General features: G+C 72.7%; 18 protein-coding genes. 8 read left to right on the forward strand and 10 right to left on the reverse strand.

Annotation, left to right across the window (positions count from 1 at the left end; genetic code table 11):
• The first annotated feature begins 59 nt into the window (after positions 1–59).
• The gene (locus CLV56_RS15655) at positions 60–1679 is read left to right on the forward strand and encodes an FAD-binding oxidoreductase (RefSeq protein ID WP_039345072.1); all 1620 of its coding nucleotides are present in this window, start codon (positions 60–62) and stop codon (positions 1677–1679) included.
• A 9-nt stretch (positions 1680–1688) separates the two neighbouring features.
• Positions 1689–2402, forward strand: a complete 714-nt coding sequence (locus tag CLV56_RS15660) for a hypothetical protein (protein WP_039345070.1) — start codon at positions 1689–1691, stop codon at positions 2400–2402.
• Positions 2403–2426: 24 nt separating this feature from the next.
• On the opposite strand, the gene CLV56_RS15665 is transcribed toward CLV56_RS15660, so the two are convergent.
• Positions 2427–4283, reverse strand: coding sequence for a BCCT family transporter (locus CLV56_RS15665; RefSeq protein ID WP_245857965.1), 1857 nt, complete (start codon positions 4281–4283; stop codon positions 2427–2429).
• A 259-nt stretch (positions 4284–4542) separates the two neighbouring features.
• On the opposite strand from CLV56_RS15665, the gene CLV56_RS15670 reads away from it, so the two are divergent.
• Together CLV56_RS15670 and CLV56_RS15675 are read left to right on the forward strand one after the other, a co-directional pair.
• Positions 4543–4746: a cold-shock protein gene (locus CLV56_RS15670; RefSeq protein ID WP_039345068.1), complete on the forward strand. Its 204-nt coding sequence runs from the start codon at positions 4543–4545 to the stop codon at positions 4744–4746.
• A 311-nt stretch (positions 4747–5057) separates the two neighbouring features.
• Positions 5058–6380 carry a sigma-54-dependent transcriptional regulator family protein gene (locus tag CLV56_RS15675; RefSeq protein WP_100415250.1) on the forward strand — a complete coding sequence of 441 codons (1323 nt, stop codon included), beginning with the start codon at positions 5058–5060 and terminating at the stop codon, positions 6378–6380.
• 48 nt (positions 6381–6428) lie between these two features.
• Here CLV56_RS15675 and CLV56_RS15680 read toward each other — a convergent pair whose 3' ends face one another.
• The 9 genes from CLV56_RS15680 to CLV56_RS15720 are packed head-to-tail and all read right to left on the reverse strand — an operon-like array spanning position 6429 to position 16349.
• Positions 6429–7859, reverse strand: coding sequence for a pyridoxal phosphate-dependent decarboxylase family protein (locus CLV56_RS15680; RefSeq protein WP_039345065.1), 1431 nt, complete (start codon positions 7857–7859; stop codon positions 6429–6431).
• Positions 7856–9277, reverse strand: coding sequence for an MFS transporter (locus tag CLV56_RS15685; RefSeq protein WP_100415251.1), 1422 nt, complete (start codon positions 9275–9277; stop codon positions 7856–7858). Before CLV56_RS15685 ends, CLV56_RS15680 begins: the two co-directional genes overlap by 4 nt.
• Before the next feature lie 28 nt (positions 9278–9305).
• Positions 9306–9563, reverse strand: a complete 258-nt coding sequence (locus CLV56_RS15690) for a hypothetical protein (protein ID WP_039345062.1) — start codon at positions 9561–9563, stop codon at positions 9306–9308.
• Between the two features lie 42 nt (positions 9564–9605).
• Positions 9606–11069 carry an aminobutyraldehyde dehydrogenase gene (locus tag CLV56_RS15695; protein ID WP_039345060.1) on the reverse strand — a complete coding sequence of 488 codons (1464 nt, stop codon included), beginning with the start codon at positions 11067–11069 and terminating at the stop codon, positions 9606–9608.
• Positions 11070–11080: 11 nt separating this feature from the next.
• A complete protein-coding gene (locus CLV56_RS15700; protein WP_211288164.1) occupies positions 11081–12487 on the reverse strand; it encodes an NAD(P)/FAD-dependent oxidoreductase in 1407 nt (468 codons plus the stop codon).
• On the reverse strand, positions 12484–13572 hold the full coding sequence (locus tag CLV56_RS15705) for an ABC transporter ATP-binding protein (protein WP_100415252.1): 1089 nt from the start codon (positions 13570–13572) through the stop codon (positions 12484–12486). The genes CLV56_RS15700 and CLV56_RS15705 overlap by 4 nt, the downstream gene beginning before the upstream one ends.
• Entirely contained in the window at positions 13565–14341 is a 777-nt protein-coding gene (locus CLV56_RS15710) for an ABC transporter permease (protein ID WP_039345056.1), read from the reverse strand. The genes CLV56_RS15705 and CLV56_RS15710 overlap by 8 nt, the downstream gene beginning before the upstream one ends.
• A complete protein-coding gene (locus CLV56_RS15715; RefSeq protein WP_211288165.1) occupies positions 14338–15234 on the reverse strand; it encodes an ABC transporter permease in 897 nt (298 codons plus the stop codon). The genes CLV56_RS15710 and CLV56_RS15715 overlap by 4 nt, the downstream gene beginning before the upstream one ends.
• The gene (locus CLV56_RS15720) at positions 15231–16349 is read right to left on the reverse strand and encodes a polyamine ABC transporter substrate-binding protein (RefSeq protein ID WP_039345054.1); all 1119 of its coding nucleotides are present in this window, start codon (positions 16347–16349) and stop codon (positions 15231–15233) included. Before CLV56_RS15720 ends, CLV56_RS15715 begins: the two co-directional genes overlap by 4 nt.
• Positions 16350–16518: 169 nt before the next feature.
• On the opposite strand from CLV56_RS15720, the gene CLV56_RS15725 reads away from it, so the two are divergent.
• Genes CLV56_RS15725 through CLV56_RS15740 form a run of 4 tightly spaced genes read left to right on the forward strand, consistent with a single transcriptional unit; the run spans position 16519 to position 21062 of the window.
• On the forward strand, positions 16519–17175 hold the full coding sequence (locus CLV56_RS15725) for a TetR/AcrR family transcriptional regulator (RefSeq protein WP_100415253.1): 657 nt from the start codon (positions 16519–16521) through the stop codon (positions 17173–17175).
• Positions 17168–18478 carry a glycosyltransferase gene (locus CLV56_RS15730; RefSeq protein WP_039345051.1) on the forward strand — a complete coding sequence of 437 codons (1311 nt, stop codon included), beginning with the start codon at positions 17168–17170 and terminating at the stop codon, positions 18476–18478. The genes CLV56_RS15725 and CLV56_RS15730 overlap by 8 nt, the downstream gene beginning before the upstream one ends.
• Positions 18475–20070 carry a hypothetical protein gene (locus CLV56_RS15735; protein ID WP_211288166.1) on the forward strand — a complete coding sequence of 532 codons (1596 nt, stop codon included), beginning with the start codon at positions 18475–18477 and terminating at the stop codon, positions 20068–20070. The genes CLV56_RS15730 and CLV56_RS15735 overlap by 4 nt, the downstream gene beginning before the upstream one ends.
• Positions 20067–21062, forward strand: a complete 996-nt coding sequence (locus CLV56_RS15740) for an SIS domain-containing protein (RefSeq protein ID WP_039345048.1) — start codon at positions 20067–20069, stop codon at positions 21060–21062. The genes CLV56_RS15735 and CLV56_RS15740 overlap by 4 nt, the downstream gene beginning before the upstream one ends.
• Positions 21063–21150 lie beyond the last annotated feature (88 nt).

The following is a 21150-nucleotide window of genomic DNA, read 5'->3' on the forward strand; positions in this document are numbered from 1 at the left end:
TGTCACAGTGTATCAGCGGGCCGACCGGCCCGTCCTCCCCACGACGAGCAGCGAGCGCCATGACCGAGTCCGATCTCCCGCCCGTCCCGATGCTGCCCGGACGCTGGGGCGATCCCGCCCGCGCCGCCGAGCTGCCCGAGTCGCTGCGCGCAGCGCTGGCGGCGTTCGGAGTCTCCGCCCCGGGCGACCCCGTCGCCCTCGACGACGTCGCGCTGCCGGACCCGCTCGACGAGGCGCTCGCCGTACGGGTGCGCGCGATCGTGGGCGACGAGGGCGTGCGGCTCGACCGGGACGCCCGGCTCGCGCACACCCGCGGCTACTCGACCCCGGACCTGCTGCGGCTGCGCGCCGGCGACGCGACCCAGGCACCGGACGCCGTCGTGACGCCCTCCGACCACGAGACGGTCGTGGCCCTGCTCGAGCTCTGCGCCTCCGCCCGGATCGCGGTCGTGCCGTTCGGGGGCGGCACGAGCGTCGTCGGAGGCCTCGCACCGCAGCGCGGCCGGTTCGCCGCCGTGATCGCGCTCGACCTGTCCGCGATCGACCATGCCGAGGAGGTCGACGAGGTCGCACGGACGGTCCGCCTCGGTGCGGGCCTCCGGACGGTCGCGGCCGAGGCCCACCTCGCCGCCCGCGGGTGGACCCTCGGCCACTTCCCCCAGTCCTACGAGGGCGCGACGATCGGCGGTCACGCGGCCACCCGCTCGGCGGGCCAGGCGTCGGCGGGGTACGGACGCTTCGACGAGATGGTCGTCGGGCTGCGGCTGGCCACCCCGACCGGCACCCTCGAGGTCGGCACCGCACCCCGGTCGGCTGCCGGGCCCGACCTGCGCCAGCTGGTCCTCGGGTCCGAGGGTGCGCTCGGCGTGATCACCGAGGTCCGGGTCGTCGTCCGGCCCCGACCCGAGGCCCGGGTGTACGAGGGCTGGCGGTTCGCGAGCTTCGACGCCGGGGTGGAGGCGCTGCGGTCGCTGGCCCAGGACGGTCCCCTGCCGACCGTGCTCCGGCTGTCCGACGAGGCGGAGACCGCCGTGAACCTCGCCGACCCGGCCGGCGCCGGCGGCCCGGCACCGACCGGGGCGCTCGCGATCACCGGGCTCGAGGGCGCCGCGGACGGCGTCGCGCGGACCCGTGAGCAGCTCGAGCGGCGGATGCGCGACCTCGGTGCGGAGCCGCTCGGCACCGCACCCGGCGAGTCCTGGCGAACCGGCCGCTACCACGCCCCGTACCTGCGCGACGCGCTCCTCGACGCCGGCGCGATGGTCGAGACGCTCGAGACGGCGACGTTCTGGAGCGACCTGGCCCGACTGCGCCACGCCGTCACCGACACGCTGGTCGCCTCGCTGACGGCGCACGACAGCCCGCCGATCGTGCTCTGCCACGTCTCGCACGTCTACCCCAGCGGTGCGTCGCTCTACTTCACGGTCGCGTGCCGGCAGGACGACGACCCCGTCGACACCTGGTTCGAGGCGAAGGACGCCGTCGGTCAGGCGATCCGGGCCGTCGGAGCCACGATCACCCACCACCACGGAGTCGGGACCGACCACACCGCGCCGTACGCCGCGGAGATCGGGCCGCTGGGCACCCGGATCCTCGCTGCGGTGAAGGACGAGGTCGACCCCGAGGGGGTGCTCAACCCGGGCGTGCTGATCCAGGCCCGCGGCGGGCACTCCGGGTAGGGTCGCCGGGTGACCGACCCTGCTCGCCCCGCCATCGCACGGGTTCTCCTCGTCGCGGCACTCGCCGTCGTCGCGGGGCTGCTCGCGCCGACCCCGGCGAGCGCCGCCGTCGCGGAGGTCCGCAGCCGCTCCGGCGTGCTGTACGACGACTGCTTCGCGCACCCGTTCCGCTACGACGTCGACCGGGCCGCACCGTGGACGCTGCGCGTCCGGCTCGCCGACCGGCGCGGCCGCGTGGTCGACACCGTGCGGATCACCGCAGCCGACGGCGCGTCGGGTCGTGGGGCTTTCGAGGTCTGCGCCCGGCGGACGGTCGCCGGCCGGTTCACGGTGCGCCCGACGCTGGTGACGCCCGCGGGCGAGCGGCGGCTGGCGACGACCCGCGTGCGGCTCCGCAAGCCGAGGACGTGGACCCGGCTGCGCGCGTCCGACGCGCGGGTGCGGCGCGGGCAGCGGGTCCGGCTGAGTGCGGTCGTGCGCGAGGAGCGGGCCCTCGGCCGGTTCCCGAGCGCGCGGGTCCGGGTCCGGTTCCAGGCACGCTCCCAGGGACGGTGGCGGCGGATCGGCAGCGTGCGGCGGACCCGCGCCGACGGGCGGGCGACCGTACGGCTGAGGCTGCGCCGTGCAGGACGGACGGTCGTCCGGGCGAAGGCCCTGCCCACGCCACGGCGCGCCGGCTCGGCCTGGTCGAGGACCACCGTCCGCGTGCGTCCGCGGCGCTGACGAAGCGGACCGAGCGGGCCGCGCTCAGCCCGGCCCGTCGCGGTCGCCGGGGTCGGCGTCGGGTTCGGGGTCGGGCGCGGCCGGCGACGGGCCCTGCCGGGCGCTCGGCTCCGGGTCCTGCGGACCGCGGGTGACCGGTGTCGTCGCGATCACGAAGTCCGGCCCGTGCTCGTCGATCCCGGTCGAGACCGCCTCGCGCACGAGCTCGTAGGCGATGTCGCGGCGCACCGACAGCCGGTCCGTGCGGAGGTCCTTCGCGAGCGCGATCGTCAGCAGCAGCATGACGACCGCGAACGGCAAGGACGTCACGACCGTGACGCTCTGCAGGCCGTTCAAGGCGTCGGCCCCGCCGAGCACGAGCATGATCGCCGCCACGGCGCCCGTCGCGACGCCCCAGAAGACCACGATGCTGCGGCCCGGCTCGACGGCGCCGTGCTGCGAGAGGCTGCCCATCACGATCGACGCCGCGTCGGCGCCGGAGACGAAGAAGATCGCGACCAGCAGCATCACGAGGACGGCGGTCACCGACTCGAGCGGGTACTGCTCGAGCAGCCGGAACAGCGCGAAGTCGCTGTCGACCGCGCCGTCGGCGTCGGTCAGTCCGCCACTCGTGCGTTCCGCGTCGATCCCCGCGGTGCCGAAGATGGCGAACCACACCAGACTCACCAGGCACGGGACCAGCAGCACACCGGTCACGAACTCACGGATCGTCCGACCACGGCTGATCCGCGCGATGAACAGGCCCACGAACGGCGTCCACGAGATCCACCAGGCCCAGTAGAAGATCGTCCACTGCGACAGCCACGTCTGCATCTCCGCTCCCCCGGAGACATCCGTCCGCGACGCCATCGCGGTGTAGTCGGTGAGGTAGTCGCCGAGCGCGGTCGGGAGCATGTTCAGGATGAACAGGGTGGGTCCGGCCACGAAGACGAACACCGCCAGAGCGACCGCGAGCCACATGTTCACGTTCGCCAGCGCCTGGACGCCCCGCGCGAGCCCGGACACGGCCGACGCGATGAAGCAGATCGTGAGCACGGTGATGATCGCGACCAGCAGATCCGTCCCCACGTTGTCGGCCCAGCCGAGGAACTCCAGCCCGGACCCGATCTGCAGGGCGCCGAGACCGAGGGAGACCGCGGACCCGAACAGCGTCGCGAAGATCGCGAGCACGTCGATGAGCTTGCCCACCGGTCCGTCAGCCCGCGGTCCGATCAGCGGACGGAAGACCGACGAGATCAGCTGCGACCGTCCGCGTCGGAAGGTGCTGTAGGCGATCGCGACCCCGACCACGGCGTACATCGCCCACGGCTGCAGCGCCCAGTGGAACATGGTCGTCGCCATCGCCGTCTGCACCGCGTCGATCGTCTCGGGGTCACTGGTCCCCGGGGGCGGCGCCACGTAGTGCGACAGCGGCTCGGCGACCCCCCAGAACATCAGACCGATGCCCATCCCCGCGCTGAACATCATCGCGATCCACGAGGTCGTCCGGAACTCCGGCTCCTCGTCGTCGTCACCGAGCGGGATCCGCCCGTAGCGCGACGCCGCGAGCCAGATCACGAACACCACGAAGTAGCTCGCCGCGACGACGTACAGCCATCCGGTCCGGCCGATCACCCAGCTCTGCGCCTCGTCGGCGACCGTGGTGAGCGAGTCGGTGGCTGCGATGCCCCACACCACGAACCCGACCGACAGCACGGCGGTGATGCCGAACACGACCCGGTCGACGGGCCGCTCCTGACCCGTGCCCGGCCTGCGGGTCCGGCGCGGGGTCAGGGCGTACTCCGACCACGACGTGAGCCTCGGCCGGACGCGGTGCTTCCCGGCCCCTCCCCCGGGCGCGCCGGCGGTCGACCGGGCCGCTTCGTCACCGTCGCTCGTCACGGCAACCAGCGTCGTGCCAACCGGGCCCGTCCGCCACCCGGGAACCGGCGCGTCGCACGCTCACGATCCGGACCCTGACCTGCTAGTGTTCATCACGTTGTTGTTCGGTACAGCGCAGGTCTGAGGTCTCGCGTCAACGGCTACGACCGTTGGCGCGTTCGTCTTATCTGAGCCGTTCGCACCACGTGAGAGCCACGCGGTGGAGCAGCATCACGGGGCCGGCAACGGCCGGTCCTGCAGTTCAACGAAAGAGCAAGAAATGTCGCAAGGCACCGTGAAGTGGTTCAACGACGAGAAGGGGTACGGCTTCATCGCCCAGGACGGTGGCGGTGACGACGTGTTCGTCCACTACACCGCGATCTCCGGTAATGGCTTCCGCACGCTGGCCGAGAACCAGCGCGTCGAGTTCGATGTCACCCAGGGTCAGAAGGGTCCGCAGGCGGAGAACGTCCGCGCGATCTGACGCCGCTCGTCCGAGACGGCACGAGGCCCCGATCCGCTCAGCGGATCGGGGCCTCGTCGTGTCCTGGCGGGTTCGCACGCCGTCCTCCAGTCTCCGTTCCCCCGCAACGGAGACCGAAGGACGGCCGCGATCGGGTCAGGGACCCGCCCGGCGGTCGAGTTGCCCCGCCGCCGGTACCCAGGTAACTCCCCAGGCAACCGCTGCGACCAGGGTTGCAAGGGGTTGCAGCGACACGAGCGCGCCAAGGGGTGCCATCGACGGCCCCGCGACGCTATGGTGGGTCGCGCCCAGGAAGCGCTGGGAGGATCTTGATGGCACCCCTCGACACCACGATCGGTCCCGCGACCGGACTCGACGACGTCCGTCGCATGCACCGCGTCCGCGCGAGCGTGCTCGCAGGTCGTCGGCCCGAGGCGGCGCCGCGGCCGCTGGTCCAGGCCTCGTGGCGACGGATGCGTTCGCTCGGGGTCTCAGCCGACGGGACGGCCGCGAACGACCCGCTCGACGCCTACCAGCTCGAGGACGCCCGACACACCAGCGCGCTCGGCCCGATGCTCGACCGGCTCAGGACCCATCTGCGCGGCGCCCTCGAGGACGCGAACATGCTCATGGTCGTCGCCGACACCGAGGACCGTGTGCTGTGGCGCGACGGGCCGTCGGTCGTGAAGCGTCAGGCCGACGCGCTGGGGTTCGTCCCGGGTTCGTCGTGGTCGGAGGCCACGGTCGGGACCAACGCGATCGGCACCTGCTCCGTCGAGCAGACACCGGTGCACATCCACGCGGCGGAGCACTTCGCCGAGACCCACACGGTCTGGACCTGCAACGCCGCACCCCTGACCGACCCGGTCACCGGTCAGCACCTCGGGGTCGTGAACATCAGCGCCCGCTCACCCATCCCCAACCCGCTCGCGCTCACCCAGGTCGCGCTCGCCGCCTCCCTCGCCGAGAACGAGCTGCGGGTCGCCCATCACGAGCGCATGCACCGGCTGCGCAATCTCGCCGCCCCCCTGCTCGCGCGCGTCGACGGCCCCGCGCTCGCCGTCACGCAGGACGGCGTCTGCGCCGCCGTGTCGTCGATGGCCGAGCCCGGCCGGATCGAGCTTCCGAAGGACATGACGCCGGGAGAGCTGCTGCTTCCCAACCTCGGACACGCGATCGCCGAGGCGCTGCCGGGTGGCTGGCTGCTGCGACTCGACGACACCGGCACCGAGGACACCGCCCCGACCGCGCTGCACCTCGACCTGAGCGTGCACCCCGCGACCGTGGAGGTCGCGGGCCCGTCGTCGTCGTGGAAGCAGGTGCTGAGCCCGCGGCACGCCGAGATCATCGTGGCGCTGGTGCGTCACCCGGAGGGTCGCACCGCCTCGGCCCTCGCCGACGACCTGTTCGCCGACGCTGCGCGCACCGTCACCGTCCGGGCGGAGATGTCGCGTCTGCGGCGTACCCTCGGGCCGGTGCTCGCCACCATGCCGTACCGCTTCGCCGACCACGTGTCCGTCCGGCTGACGCTGCCCGACGACCCGAGCGCCCTGCTCCCGGTCTCGAGCGCCCCAGCGGTCGCAGCACTCCGCACCGACCTGGCCGGCGGTGACGCACCTGCCGCCGCCCCCGGCGGGCGCCACCGCGCGTACTGACCGGTTCGGCTCAGCCTGACCGGCTCGGGTCAGCCTGACCGGCTCGGCTCAGCGCGTCAGCCGGTCCAGGAAGGCGACCAGCAGCGCCTCGCGCAGCCGCGGCGGGGCCACGTCGAGCAGAGCGTTCACCGCGGCCATCCGGTCGGGCAGCGCGAGCACGCCGGACTCGCCCCCGCTCAGACCGGCGAGCTGGAGAAGCCCGTCGAACGCGTCGTCGTCGAGCGTGGCGACGTCGATCGCCCGCGCGGCAGCGGCGAGCTGCTCGTCGACGACCACCGGACCCTGGGCGACCGCCTCGCTGACGGCGTCGGTCAGATCGGTCAGGAAGTCGCCGACCTGATCGGCGGTCGCGGCCGAGATCGTGAGGTGCAGGGTCGCCGGCAGGTCGCCGTAGGCCATCTGGGGCTGGACGAACCATCCGCGCTCGAGCATCGCGTCCGACAGCGTGAACACGTCGCAGGACTCGTCGGTGGTCACGGCGAGCAGCGTCGAGTCGGGCGGCGCCGCCAGGTCGAGGTGCTCGATCGCCGCGACGCCCTCGGCGAGGCGCAGCGTCCCGTCGTGGGCGTGCCGGGCGAGCCGGTCGTAGCCGTCGTCGCCCAGGAACGACACCACCGCCCACGCCGCCGCCAGCGGGCCGCCGGACCGGGTGGACTGGAGCGTGGCGTTCAACATCGTGTAGCCGGGCCAGTCGGCGCTCGCGAAGAACATCGGCCGCCGCAGTCCGGCGTCTCGGTGCAGCAGCAGCGAGACGCCCTTCGGTGTGTACGCGTACTTGTGCAGGTCGGCGCTGATGCTCGTGACGCCGTCGACGGCGAAGTCCCACGGCACCGCGACCCGGCCGGCGCGCTCCAGCCACGGCAGGACCCAGCCGCCGATGCAGGCGTCGACGTGGAACCGGATCCCCCGCGCGGCGGCCAGCCCGGCCAGCTCGGCGATCGGGTCGATCACGCCGTGCGCGTACGACGGCGCCGACGCGGCGACGAGGACGACCCGTCCTGCGTGCTGCTCGATCGCCGCGTCCGTGGCGCCCACGTCGGCCCGCTTGGTCACCGGGTCGACCGGGACGGACACGCGCGCGACGCCGAAGTAGTGCGCCGCCTTGTGGAAGGCCGCGTGGATGCTGCTCGGCACCACCATCACGGGGTCGGGCACGTCCGGGTGCGCGTCGCGCGCGGCCTGGACCGCCAGCAGGATCGACTCCGTCCCCCCGGAGGTCACCGTGCCGACCGCGCCGTCGGGCGCGTGGAACAGCGGACGCGCGAACGCCACCAGGTCGCGCTCCATCGCGAGCAGGCTCGGGAAGGCCGTGGGGTCGAGCCCGTTCGTCGCGCCGTACGCGGCGAGCGCCTCGCGCCCGAGCTCGTCGGCCTCGGCGATCCCCGAGTCGTAGACGTACGCGAGGGTGCGGCCGCCGTGCGTCGGCAGGTCGCGCTCGCGCAGGGTGGCGAGTCGCTCGCGGACCTCGTCGGCGTTCATCGGGACTCCTTCGGGTCGTCGGTCTGGTCGGGGGTGCGCCGGGGAGCGGGGACGCGCAACGCCCGGTCGTCGAGCCGGTAGCGCAGCAGCCACACGACGCTCAGAGCGATCAGCGCCGCGGGGACGAACGAGAAGCCGACCGCGATCGCGGTGATCGCGGAGTCCGGCTGCTCGGCGGTCCCGTCGCGTGACGAGACGTACCCGCCGAGTGCGAGGACGAGTCCGAAGATCCCCGGCCCGAGCGCGAGACCGAGGGTCTCCCCCGCGGTCCACACACCGGTGAAGACACCCGTACGGTTCTGGCCGGTCCGCGCCGCGTCGTCGGCCGCGACGTCGGGAAGCATGGCCATCGGGAACACCTGCGCGCCGGCGTAGCCGATGCCGACGATCGCCGCCGCGGCGTAGGCGGCAGGCGCGCTGCCGCTGATCGCCACGAACGTGCAGGCCGCACCGACGCCGAGGAACGCGGTCGCCGCGAGGTATCCGGCACGCTTGCCACGGGTGCGCGCGAACCGTTCCCACAGCGGGGTCACGACGAGCGCCGGCGCCACGAACGCGACGAACAGGATCGAGTCGGCGCCGCCCGCGTCCAGCAGGTTCGAGGCGACGTAGGCGACGCCGGCCAGCATCGCGCCCACCCCGGCCGCCTGGAGGACGAACGTGGTCAGCAGCGCCCGGAAGTCGCGCGACTGCGCGACGAGGCGCAGCTGCTCGCGCGTCGTCCCGGACGGGGAGGCGACGCCGTGGTCCGGGGCGTCCCGGGTCCCGCGGTACGCGCCGATCACGCCGACGAGAAGGACGAGCCCGATGTAGACCCCCATCACGCGGTAGCCGGCGAGCCGGCTCCAGGCGTCGGCGACCGCGTTGACGACGAGGGGCGCCGTCGCGCCGGAGAGCAGGATCGCGAGCGCGAGCACCGCGACCCTCCAGGTCATCAACCGCGTCCGCTCGCCGTAGTCGAGAGTCATCTCCGCCGGCATCGCGACGTAGGGGACCTGGAAGAAGGCGTACGCGCTCGCGCAGGCGAGGAACAGCACCACGACCCACCCGGCCGCCAGCCACACCGGAGCGGACGGGCCCGCGAAGATCAGCGCGAAGGTCAGCGCGAGGGCGGTCCCCGCACGCAGCAGGAACGGTCGACGCCGCCCTCGCGGCGAGACCGAGCGGTCGCTGATCCGTCCGGCGACCGGATTCAGCAGGACGTCCCACGCCTTCGGCAGGAAGACCAGGACCGCGGCCAGCCCGGCCGCGACCCCGAGGGTGTCGGTCAGGTACGGGAGCAGGAGCAGGCCGGGGACGGTGCCGAACGTGCCCGTCGCGACCGAGCCGAGGGCGTAGCCGCGTCGAACGGTCGGCGACAGCGGCTCGACCGGGGTCGGCGCGGCCGAGGGCGTGACGCCGGCGGGCTCGGGGTCCATGGACACGTTCCTGCTCGAGGGCGGTCGGTCAGGCGACCGGGCCGCGCGGGTCGTCGGGGTCGTCGGAGTCCGCGGGCGCGGCGGCCTGGCGCTCGATCAGGTCGACGACCTCGCGCGTTCCCATCGCACCCGGGTTGGTGATCCGGTCGACCACCGCGAACGGGTTGGTCGCCGCCGCGCGGTGCCCACGCCGCTCCATCCGCGCGGACAGCCACGGCACCGCGACGGCGAAGAACGCGAGCACGCCGACGACCAGGATCACGAGGACGACCGCATCTGCCCGCATGACCGATGAGCCTACTGCGCGAACGGCGTCCGTGTCGGCAGGTCAGGCGGGTCGGAAGGAGTCGTGCGCGACCGACGGCGCGTGCTTGACCATGACGTGCTGGGTGACCGTGTACTCGAGCACGGCCTCGTGGCTCATGTCCTTGCCGAAACCGCTTCCCTTGACGCCACCGTGCGGCGCCTCCGATGCGATCGGCAGATGGTCGTTCACCCAGGTGACCCCGGCCTCGATCCGGTGCGACAGCCGCAGCGCCCGCGCCACGTCCCCCGTCCACACCGACGACGCCAGGCCGTACGCCGAGTCGTTCGCGAGCGCGACGGCCTCGTCCTCGCCGTCGAAGGGCAGCGCCACCAGGACCGGCCCGAAGACCTCCTGCTGGACGATCTCGGAGTCCTGCGCGGCTCCGACGAGCAGGGTCGGCGGGTAGTACGCGCCGGGGCCGTCGGGGCGCGTCCCCCCGCACAGCGCCCTCGCGCCGGAGCCCAGGGCACGCTCGACGAAGCCGTGGACGCGGTCGCGGTGCTCCGGCGACACGAGGGGACCGATGTCGCTCGCGGGGTCGCGCGGGTCGCCGACGGTGATCGCGCCCATCCGGTCCGCGACGGCGGCGGTCACGGCGTCGTAGACCGAGCGCTCGACGTACAGCCGGGTCGCCGCGGTGCAGTCCTGCCCCGAGTTGTACGTCGCCGCCATCGCCAGGCCCTGCGCCACCGCGGCCACGTCGGCGTCGGCGAAGACCAGCGCCGGCGCCTTGCCGCCGAGCTCGAGGTGGACCCGCTTGGTCGTGGCGGCCGCGGCCGTCATCACGGCCCGGCCGGCGCGGCTGGATCCGGTGATCGAGACCATCGCGACGTCGTCGTGCTCGACCAGGGCCTCACCGATCTCGGCGTCGCCGGTCACCACGTTGAGCACCCCGGCGGGCAAGCCCGCCTCGATCGCCAGCTCGGCCAGCCGCAGGGTGCTGCGCGGCGTGCTCGGTGCCGGCTTCAGCACCATCGTGTTGCCGGCGGCCAGCGCGGGTCCGAGCTTCCAGACCGCCATCACCAGCGGGAAGTTCCACGGCGCGACGGCGCCGACCACCCCGACCGGGCGCCGCACCAGCATCGAGGTGTAGCCGCTGCTCAGCACACCGGCGCCGGTGCCCTCGAGCGAGCGTGCCGCACCGGCGAAGAACCGCAGGTTGTCGGCCGCGAACGGGAGCTCACCGTCGGCGAACACCGCCACCGGCTTGCCCGAGTCGCCGACCTCCAGCGCGGTCAGCTCCTCGGCGTGAGCCTCCATCAGGTCGGCCAGCCGCAGGAGCACACGCGCACGCTCCCCGGCCGTCGCACCGGCCCACCCGGCGAACGCCCCACGGGCCGCGGCCACCGCTGCGTCGACCTGGTCCGCGGCGGCCTGGGTGACGACCGCGGACGCGGTGCCGTCGGCCGGGTCGGTCAGCGTGGCCTCGCGTCCGGTCCCGACGCGGCGCTCCCCCGCGACGAACAGTCCGTCGATCGTGTCCATCTCGTCCTCTCTCAGCTGTTGAAACCGACGCCGAACCGGTCGAGCAGCCGCAGCGTGGCGCCGCGTCGGCCCGTCTCGTCCTCGGCTGCCAGTCGTCCGCGCATCACCTGCACCGCGCCGTAGCGCAGCGGCTCGGGCGGGAACGGGAACGGCCGTGACGTGATCGCGTCCAACCGGGTCCGCTCGGTCGGCCGCCCGTCGAGCAGGTCCAGGGCGACCTGAGCCCCGAAGCGCGTCGAGGCCACCCCGAGTCCCGTGTAGCCGACGGCGTACGCGACCCTGCCGCCCAGCGCGGTCCCGAACATCGGGGTGAAACGGCTGGTCGTGTCGATCACGCCGGCCCACCGGTGGGTGAAGCCGATCCCGCGCAGCACCGGGAAGGTCGCGTACAGGTGCCGTGCCAGCAGCCGGTGGGACGCCTCACGCTGCTCCAGCGCCGCGTCGACCCGTCCGCCGTAGTAGTAGATCGCGTCGTACCCACCGAACAGGATCCGGTCGTCCGGGGTGCGCCGGTAGTAGTGGAACTGGTTGCCGGCGTCGGTGAGTCCCTGGTTCTCGGTCCATCCGATCGCGCCGAGCTGCTCGGCGCTCAGCGGCTCGGTGACGAGCACGTGGTCGTAGACCGGGATCACGAAGCTGCGGATGCGCCTCAGCAGCGGAGGGAACGCGTTGGTCCCGAGGACGGCTGACCGGGCGACGACGCGCCCGCCGGTGGTGCGCAGCGCGACGCCCGCGCCGTTGCGCTCGAGCGAGCGCACGGCGCTGTGCTCGTGGATGCGGACGCCGAGCCTGCGGGCGTACGCGGTCAGGCCCCAGACGAGGCGGGCCGGGTCGACCAGCCCACCGCCGGAGCGCATCCGCAAGCCCGCGAGGTAGGTCGGCGAGTCCACGTCCTTGCGGACGGCGTCGGCGTCCAGCAGCTCGGCGTCCTCGCCGTGCTCGCGCGCGAGCGCGTGCGCACCGGCCAGCGCGTCGACCTCGTGCGGGCGGGTCGCGACCATGGTCTTGCCACACATCCGCAGGTCGGCGTCGATCTGCTCGCGCTCCAGCGTGTCCGCGATCGCCGCGACGTTCGCGCGGCCCAGGCGCACCAGCTCGTCGAGCTCGTCGGGCCACATCTGCCGGCCGTGCGCCAGGCCGTGGGTGAGCGAGTCGGAGACGAAGCCGCCGTTGCGGCCGCTGGCGCCGTGCGCGATCGTGCCCGCCTCGAGCAGCACGACGTCGCAGGACGGGTCGGCCTCCTTCGCGAGGATCGCCGACCAGATCCCGGTCAGCCCGCCGCCGACGACCGCGAGGTCGGCGCGCAGGGTGCCGCGCACCGGCTCGGTCGGCTCCGGGGCACCCGGGCGATCGGTCCAGTACGGCGCCGGGGCCGCGTCGGCCAGCGCGCGGCCCACGAGGGCGTCGAGGTCGCTCACCGCGTGCCGCCGACGATCACGGCGTCCTGCGCGGTCCAGGCGACCGACACGGCCGCACCCCGCTCGACGTCGGTCGTCCCGGCGACCGTGCTCAGCACGGGGTCGGCGTGACCGGGCACGGTGACCGCCACGGTCGAGACGCCGCCGTAGAACTGGGTCTCCAGCACCGTCCCGTCGACACGTCCCTCGCCGGGACGGCCGAGCCGGGTGTCCTCGGGACGGACCACGACGTGGGCGCTCGCGCCGTCGCCGCCGATCTCGTCGCCGACCCGGTGACCCGGGAGGACGCCCAGGCCCGCGACGGCCAGCCCGCCGTCCACGACCTTGCCCGCGAAGGCGTTGGACTCGCCGATGAAGTCGGCGACGAACAGGTTCGCCGGCCGCTTGTACATCGCGACCGGCGTCGCGACCTGCTGGACCTGCCCGTGCGAGAGCACCGCGAGGCGGTCCGACATCGACATCGCCTCCTCCTGGTCGTGGGTGACGACCACGAAGGTGATGCCGACCTCCTGCTGGAGCCGCTTCAGCTCGATCTGCATCTGCGAGCGGACCTTGCGGTCCAGGGCCGACAGCGGCTCGTCGAGCAGCAGCAGGCGGGGCCGCTTGACCACGGCGCGCGCGAGCGCGACCCGCTGCCGCTGCCCCCCGGACAGCTCGTGCGGCTTGCGCCGCGCCTTGTCGGTGAGCCCCACGGTCTCGAGCACCTCGTTGACGCGGGTCCTGATCTCGGCCTTCGGCAGCTTCTCGCGCTCCAGGCCGTACGCGACGTTGCGCTCGACGCTCATGTGCGGGAACAGCGCGTACGACTGGAACATCAGGTTCAGCGGCCGGCGGTGCGGCGGAAGGGCCAGCAGGTCGGTCCCGCCGAGCACGATCGTCCCGCTGTCCGGGGTCTCGAAGCCGGCGATCGAGCGCAGCAGCGTCGACTTGCCGCAGCCCGACGGACCGAGGAGCGCGAAGAACTCGTTCTCGTTGATCGTCAGGTCGACCGAGTCGAGCGCGGTGACATCGCCGAAGCGGCGCGTCAGGCCGCTGATCTCGACCAGCGGCGCACCCGCCTCGGTGGGCTGCGTGGGCTCAGTCATCGAGGACCTCCGTGGGACGGGTCGTACGAGCGGCGGCGATCACGACCGTGAAGCTGATCAGCAGGAGCACGGTCGCGAGCGCGTTGATCTCGGGGGTGACGCCGAAGCGGACCATCGAGTAGATCGAGATCGGCAGCGTCGGCGTGGTCGGGCCGTTGGTGAAGAAGGCGATCACGAACTCGTCGAGCGAGAGCGTGAAGGTGAGCAGCGCACCCGCGACCACGGCGGGCGCGATGCTCGGCAGGGTGATCCGGACGAAGGTGGTCAACGCCCCGGCACCGAGGTCGCGCGAGGCCTCCTCGAGCGACGGGTCGACCTGGGCCATCCGCGCACGCACCACCGCGACGACGAACGCCATCCCGAACACCGCGTGCGCGAGCATCACCGACATCAGGCCGAGCGTCATCGCGACCAGCGAGTAGAACGCCAGCAGCCCGATCGCGAGCACCAGGTCGGGCATGATCGCGGGCGCCATCGCGTACGCGTCGAGCGCCGCGGAGCGGGTGTAGCGCGAGAGCCCGACTGCCAGCGTGGTGCCGAGCACGACCGCGATCACCGTGGCTCCGGTCGCGACCAGGAGGCTGTTGACCACCGAGCGGAGCAGCTCGGAGTCGCCGGCGAGCTCGGCGTACCAGCGGAGGCTGACGCCGCCCATGCTGAAGGCCGACCGTCCGCCGTTGAACGACATCACGACCAGGACGGCGATCGGCAGGTACAGGAACGCGAAGCACAGCGCGAGCGGCAGCCGCAGCCAGCCGAGGGCCTTCATCGGGGTCCTCCCGTCGAGTAGCGGCGGCTGAGCACCGACTGGAGCGCGAAGAGCAGCACCAGCACGACGATCAGGAAAAGCGCGAGAGTCGCGCCGAACGGCCAGTCGCGGGCCTTGAGGAACTGGTCGCGCACGACGTTGCCGATCATCACCGTCTTGCCGCCCCCGAGCAGCTCGGGAATGACGAAGTTGCCGAGGCTCGGGACGAACACGAAGATGCAGCCGGTGATCGCGCCCGGCAGCGTCAGCGGCCAGGTGATGTCGCGGAAGGTCCGCAGGCGGCTCGCGCCGAGGTTGGTGGCCGCCTCGCGAAGCTCGGGATCGAGCCGGGTGATCGACGCGTACAGCGGCAGGATCATCAGCGGCAGGTAGGCGTAGAGCAGTCCGACGACGACGGCGCCGCGGGTGTAGAGCATCGTCAGCGGGTCGTCGATCACGCCGAGGCTGATCAGCGACCGGTTGACCACGCCCTCGGAGCTGAGCAGGACGATCCAGGCGTAGGTCCGGACCAGGAAGTTGGTCCAGAACGGGATCACGACCAGCACGAGCGCGATCGTGCGCCACCGGTCGGGCAGCTGCGCGATCGCGTACGCGACCGGATAGCCGATCACGAGCGCGAGCAGGGTCGCCGCCCCCGCGATGATCACCGAGTCGACCAGCACCACGCGGTAGGTCTCCGCGAGCGCGCGGGAGAAGTTGTCGAGGGTGAACTCGTAGACGATCCCGCCGAACCGCCCGCGCTGGAAGACGACGTAGCTGAGCACGAGCAGCACCGGCACCGCCATGAACGCGGTGACGTAGAGCAGGCCCGGGCCCAGCAGGCTCGCACGCTCGGTCCGGGCGGAGCGCTCGGAGGCGCCCCGCCCGGACCGCAGCATCGACGACGAGGTCACTTGCTCGAGGTGATCTCGGTCGTCATCTGGGTGTACGTCGTGGCCGCCTCACCGAGGTCGACGAGCGGCTCCCCCTCGAGCAGCTCGGCCGGGGTCAGGCTCAGCGGCGGGTACTGGTCCTTCATCTCGCCCGGGACGAGCTCCATGGCCGGCTCGTTCGGGACGTTGTAGAGGATGTTCTCCGCGGCCCAGGCGTGCGTCTCGGGCTCGAGGACGTAGTTGATGAAGGCGTGCGCGGCCTCCTTGTTCTCCGAGGACTTGAGGATCACCATCGTGTCCGCCCACAGGTCGCTGCCCTCCTCGGGCACGGTGAACTTGATGTTCGGGTCCTCGGCGGTGCCGTAGTTGCACCAGCCGTCCCAGGCCTCGACCATGACGGCCTCGCCGGAGATCAGCCGCTCGTAGAAGGTCGTGTCGTCGTAGGCGAGCAGGGTCTTCTTGGCCGCGATCAGCTTGTCCTTGACCTGCTCCATCTCGGCCTCGTCGGTCGTGTTCGCGGAGAAGCCGAGCGCCTTCTGGGCCGGGAGCATGAGCCAGCGGTCGGTCGCCATCATGGTGACCTTGCCCTCGTACTGCGGGGCCGGCTCGAGGAGGTCGTTCCAGCTCGTCGGCGCGGCGTCGACCAGGTCCTCGCGGTAGCAGATGCCGGTGGTGCCCCAGGCGTACGGCACCGAGTACTCGTTGCCCTCGTCGTAGGACAGCTCCTGCGCCTCGGGGTAGAGGTTCTCGAGGTTCGGGACGAGGTCGGCGTGGATCGGCTCGACCAGGCCCTGCTCGGCCAGCGCCTGCGCGAACGGGCCGGAGACGAACGCGACGTCGATGCCCGAGTCGGCACCGGCCGTCAGCTTGGCCATGATCTCCTCGTTCGTCGCGTGCGTGGTCACCTCCATCCCCGCGCCGGTCTCGGCGGTGAAGGTGTCGGCGATGTCGGCCGGCATGTAGTCGGCCCAGTTGGACACGACGATCGACTGCTGGCTCAGGTCGGCGTTCGCGTCGAGCTCGTCCGCGCTGGTCTCGTCGTCCGACCCGCCACCGCACGCGGCGACGGAGAGTGCGAGGACGACGGACGCCGCGCCGGCGAGGGCCCGGCGGCCGCTGCGCGCGAGGGTCTTCATGGTGGCTCCCAAGGTTGTGTCGCAACCCGCGCTTCTACGGGCTGGGACGACACGTTTGCACCCCGATTGAGGATCTGACAACCCCTGAAATGTCTTGGAAACACACCGATACCGTTTCGTGACTGAAGAAGGGTTCAAAATTCTCGACGTGACTGGGAGGCTGCTGGACATGGCGAAGACCCAGGGCCAGAAGGACCGTCGCGCGAACCTCATCCGCGCCACGGTCGCCGCCGTGATCGAGCACGGCGCGGACGTGAAGCTCACCGAGATCGCCAAGAAGGCGGGACTGACGTCGGGTGCGGTGCTCTACCACTACCCCGACGTGCAGACGCTGGTCCTGGAGGCGAACCGCGCGGGCACCGAGCGGTTCTACGACGAGCGGATGCGCACGATCGCAGCGATCGACGACCCGGTCGAGAAGCTGGTCGTGACGATCCGCTCCGGCCTGCCGCGCGACACCGACGACGACGCGGTCCGGTTGTTCTGCGAGCTCGGTGGCGCCGCCCGGCGCCACCCTGTGTACGGCTCGCTCCTCACGTCGCTCTACGACCGCCAGGTCGCGATGTACCAGGTGATCCTCGAGACGGGTGCCGCCCGCGGCGACTTCGCGCTCGCGCAGGACTCGCTGACGATCGGACGCAACCTGGTCGCCCTCGAGGACGCGTACGGGTACCGGATGATGGCCGGACACCCCACGATCGACCACGAGGTCGCCTGCGAGCTGCTGCTGGACTACGCACGCCTGGCCACCGGCAACCCGCTCTCCGCCAAGCCCACCGACCCGACGAGCTCGCCCACCGATCCGGAAGGACCCACCGATGCCTGATCGATCCCTGACCGTCCTCTTCATGCCGGAGTCCGCGTACGGCCCCACCAACCAGTGCATCGGCATCGGCGACATCCTGCTCAAGCGCGGCCACACGGTCGTGTTCGCGGCGGAGTCGTCGTGGAAGGGCAAGCTCGAGCCGATGGGCTTCGTCGAGGCGCTGGTCGACCTCGCCGAGCCCGACCCGGACGCGGGCGACGAGGACGCCGGCCAGTTCTGGACCGACTTCATCGCGGAGACGGCGCCGGAGTTCCGCAAGCCGACGATCGAGCAGCTCGAGTCGTTCGTGCAGCCCACCTACTCCGCCCTGATCGACGGCGCGAAGTACTGCGAGCCGCGGCTGCGCGCGATCATCGCCGAGCACCGGCCCGACGTGATCGTCGAGGACAACGTCGTGACGTTCCCGGCGCTGATGACCTCCGACGCGCCGTACGTCCGGATCGTCTCGTGCAACCCGCTGGAGGTGCGCGGCGACGGCCTGCCGCCGCTCTTCGCCGGCTACCCCATCGCCGACCGCGACGGGTGGGAGGCCTACGCCGCCGAGTTCGAGCGCACCCACCGTGAGCTGTGGGAGTCGTTCGACGCGTGGGTCCAGGAGCAGGGCGCTCCCCCGCTGGAGCCTCTGGAGTTCATCCACACCTCCGACGCCCTCAACCTCTACGTGTTCCCCGAGGAGGCCGACTACGTCGACGTCCGTCCCCTCGGGGAGGCCTGGGAGCGGATCGACTCCAGCGTCCGCGAGACCGACGAGGACTACGTGCTCCCGGACGCGGTGGCTGACCGCCCCGAGGGCTCGGGTCTCGTCTACCTGTCGCTCGGCTCGCTCGGCGGCGCCGACGTGGAGCTCATGCAGCGGCTCGTCGACGTGCTCGCGACCACGCCGCACCGCTACATCGTGAGCAAGGGCCCGCAGGCCGACAAGATCACCCTGGCCGACAACATGGTCGGGGAGCAGACCCTGCCGCAGACCAAGGTCATCCCTCAGGTCGATCTCGTGATCACCCACGGCGGCAACAACACGACCACCGAGGCGCTGCACTTCGGCAAGCCGATGATCGTGCTGCCGCTGTTCTGGGACCAGTACGACAACGCCCAGCGCGTCGACGAGCTCGGCTTCGGTGTGCGGCTGTCGACCTACGGCTTCGCCGACGACGAGCTGACCGGCGCCGTCGACCGGCTGCTCGCCGACACCGACCTGCGCGAGCGGATGGCGTCGATCGGAGCGCGCATCCGCGAGCGCGACGGGCTGCACCGCGGCGCGGAGCTCATCGAGAAGGTCGGGCTGGAGCACCCGGGCGCGTGAGCGCACCCGTCGACCTCGCCGCCCTGGTGGCCGCTGCCGATCCGGCCGCGCTGCTGCCGGGGCGGCATCGCGCCGAGGCGGAGCGGATCACGACGCCCCTGCGCCTGCGCGACTCCGTCGACCTCGGCGGCGACGTGCTCCTGCTCGTCACCGAGGACGCCGGTGGCACCCGCTACCCGGTGCCGGCGGTGCTCGACGAGGACCGCCTCCGGCGTGCGCTGCCCGGTGACGGCGCGGGCCTCGCGCTGGTCGCCGCGCTGGCCGAGCGGGGGGCGTCGCCCGCCGACCTCGGCGGGGCCGGCTGCACGTTCGTCTCGTGGCGGACCGCCGCCGTCGCCCACGAGCAGGCGATCGACGTCGACCAGTCGAACGAGTCGGTGATCGTCGCCGCCGACGACGGAGCCGAGGACGGATCGGAGTCCGCGGTCGTCAAGTGGACCGTCCGTTCGACGGCGGGTCCGCACCCGGCCCCCGCACGGCTGGAGCGTCTCGTCGCCGCCGGGTTCGAGGCGATGCCGCACCCGTGGGGCCTCGTGCTGTGGACGCCGGCGCCCGGCGAACCCCCCGAGCTGGTCGCGACCGTCGCGACGCTGGTGCCCGGCGCCCGGGACGGCTGGGACTGGGCGGTCGAGGACGTACGCGCGCTCGCGCGTGGTGCCGACCCCGGCGCAGCCGAGGCGGCCCCGGCGCGCCTCGGCGCGATCGTGGCCGCGATGCACCTGGCGCTCGCCGACCCCGAGCCCACCCGGGCCGACACCGCGACGGCCCGGCGCTGGCGTGACGACGCCCTCGCGGGGCTCGCCGAGGCGCGGCAGGTGATCGACGGGGCCGAGGGCGCGCGGCTGGAGCGGCACGCCGATGCCGTCGCCGACGCGCTCGCCTCGCTCGGCGACGCGGCCGGAACCCCCCTGATCCCGATCCACGGCGACCTGCACGTCGGGCAGGTCCTGCGTGGTGCGGACGGCGCCCTGAAGATCACCGACTTCGACGGCAACCCGGTGGCGTCCGGCCCCGAGCGCGTCGCACCGCAGCCCGCCGCCGTCGACGTCGCGAGCATGCTGCAGAGCCTGGACCACGTGGCGTACGTCGTGCTGCACCGCACGACGGGGGTGGACGAGGCGACGGTCACCGCCTGGCAGGAGCGCGCGCAGGCGGACTTCCTGGCTGCGTACCGCACCGCCCTGGCCGACGCCGGCCGCGCCGACCTGCTCGACGAGCGCCTCCTGGAGCCGTTGAGGCTGCGCCAGGTCTGCCGGGAGTACGTCTACGCCGGACGTCATCTCCCCCACTGGCGCTACGTCCCGGACCGCGCGGTCGCCGCACGCTTCGGTGAGCCGCCCCCACCCGCCGGCCTCGGCGCGAGCACCACTCCACCCGCTGGTCGAGGCGCCAGCACCACTCCACCCGCTGGTCGAGGCGCCAGCACCACTCCACCCGCTGGTCGAGGCGCCAGCACCACTCCACCCGCCGGCCTCGGCGCCAGCACCACTCCACCCGCCGGCCTCGGCGCCAGCACCGCACCACCCGCTGGTCGAGGCGCGAGCGGAGCGAGCGATCGAGACCCCGACCCCGACCCCGAGGAGCCCCGATGAAGGCCGACGCGTTCGCCCGCGACCTCGAGCAGAAGCCCGCGACCTTGCGGGATCTCGCCGACCACCTGGACCGCGAGGACCCGTGGGGCGCCCTCGGGTCGCGATCCGGACCGGTGGTCTTCCTCGGCATGGGGTCGTCCCACTACGCCGCGAGCGTCGCAGCGGCGAGGATGCGCGCGCGCGGCGTCCCGGCCGTCGCCGAGCTCGCCAGCAGCGACCTGCTCCCCCGGGTCGACGACGACACCACGGTCGTCGCGGTCTCGGCCTCCGGCGGCTCCCGCGAGACGCTCGACGCGCTGGGCCGGATCCACGCGCGCGCGGCCGAGGCCGGTGCACGACCGTACGTCGTCGCTCTCACCAACGTCGAGGGGTCCGCGCTGACCGAGCGAGCCGACCTGGTCGTTCCGATGCTCGCGGGAGTCGAGGCCGGCGGCGTCGCGTGCCGCAGCTTCCAGCACACCCTCGCCCTGCTGCTGGCCCTCGAGGACCGCCGCGGCGGCGAGGCCGCCGGCGGCACACCGATCAGCGGGCGGGTCCGTGCGGCTGCGGACGCCGCCGCGGATCTCCTCGCACGTGAGGACGACTGGCGGCCGGCGGTGACCGAGGCTCTGATCGGACCGGACGGGTCGCACCTCGCGGCGCCCGCGCGGCGGTTGAGCAGTGCGCAGCAGTCCGCCCTCATGCTGCGCGAAGGTCCGCGGGTCGCGGCCGTCGGCTGCGAGACCGGCGACTGGGCGCACGTCGACGTGTACCTCACGAAGAACACCGACTACCGCCTGCTGCTCTTCGGCGGGTCGCGCTGGCTCGACGGCGTGCGCGAGTGGACGGACCCGCGCGGCACCACGATCGTCTCGGTCGGCGAGGACCTCGAGACCGCGGCCGTGACCGTGCGCTACACGGGCGACGACCTCGACGACGTGGCGCTGCTCTCCGAGACGCTCGTACCGGAGCTCGTGGCGGCCCGGATGTGGACCGCGCAGGCCTCAACATGAGAGCCAGATGAGAAAACCGGCATCATTTCTCAGACGGATGGCCGATCTCAACCTTTTGTGATGCACGTCATGCACCTGGGCCCGTCAT

Origin of the sequence: Mumia flava, assembly GCF_002797495.1 — a bacterium.
GTDB lineage: Bacteria > Actinomycetota > Actinomycetes > Propionibacteriales > Nocardioidaceae > Mumia > Mumia flava.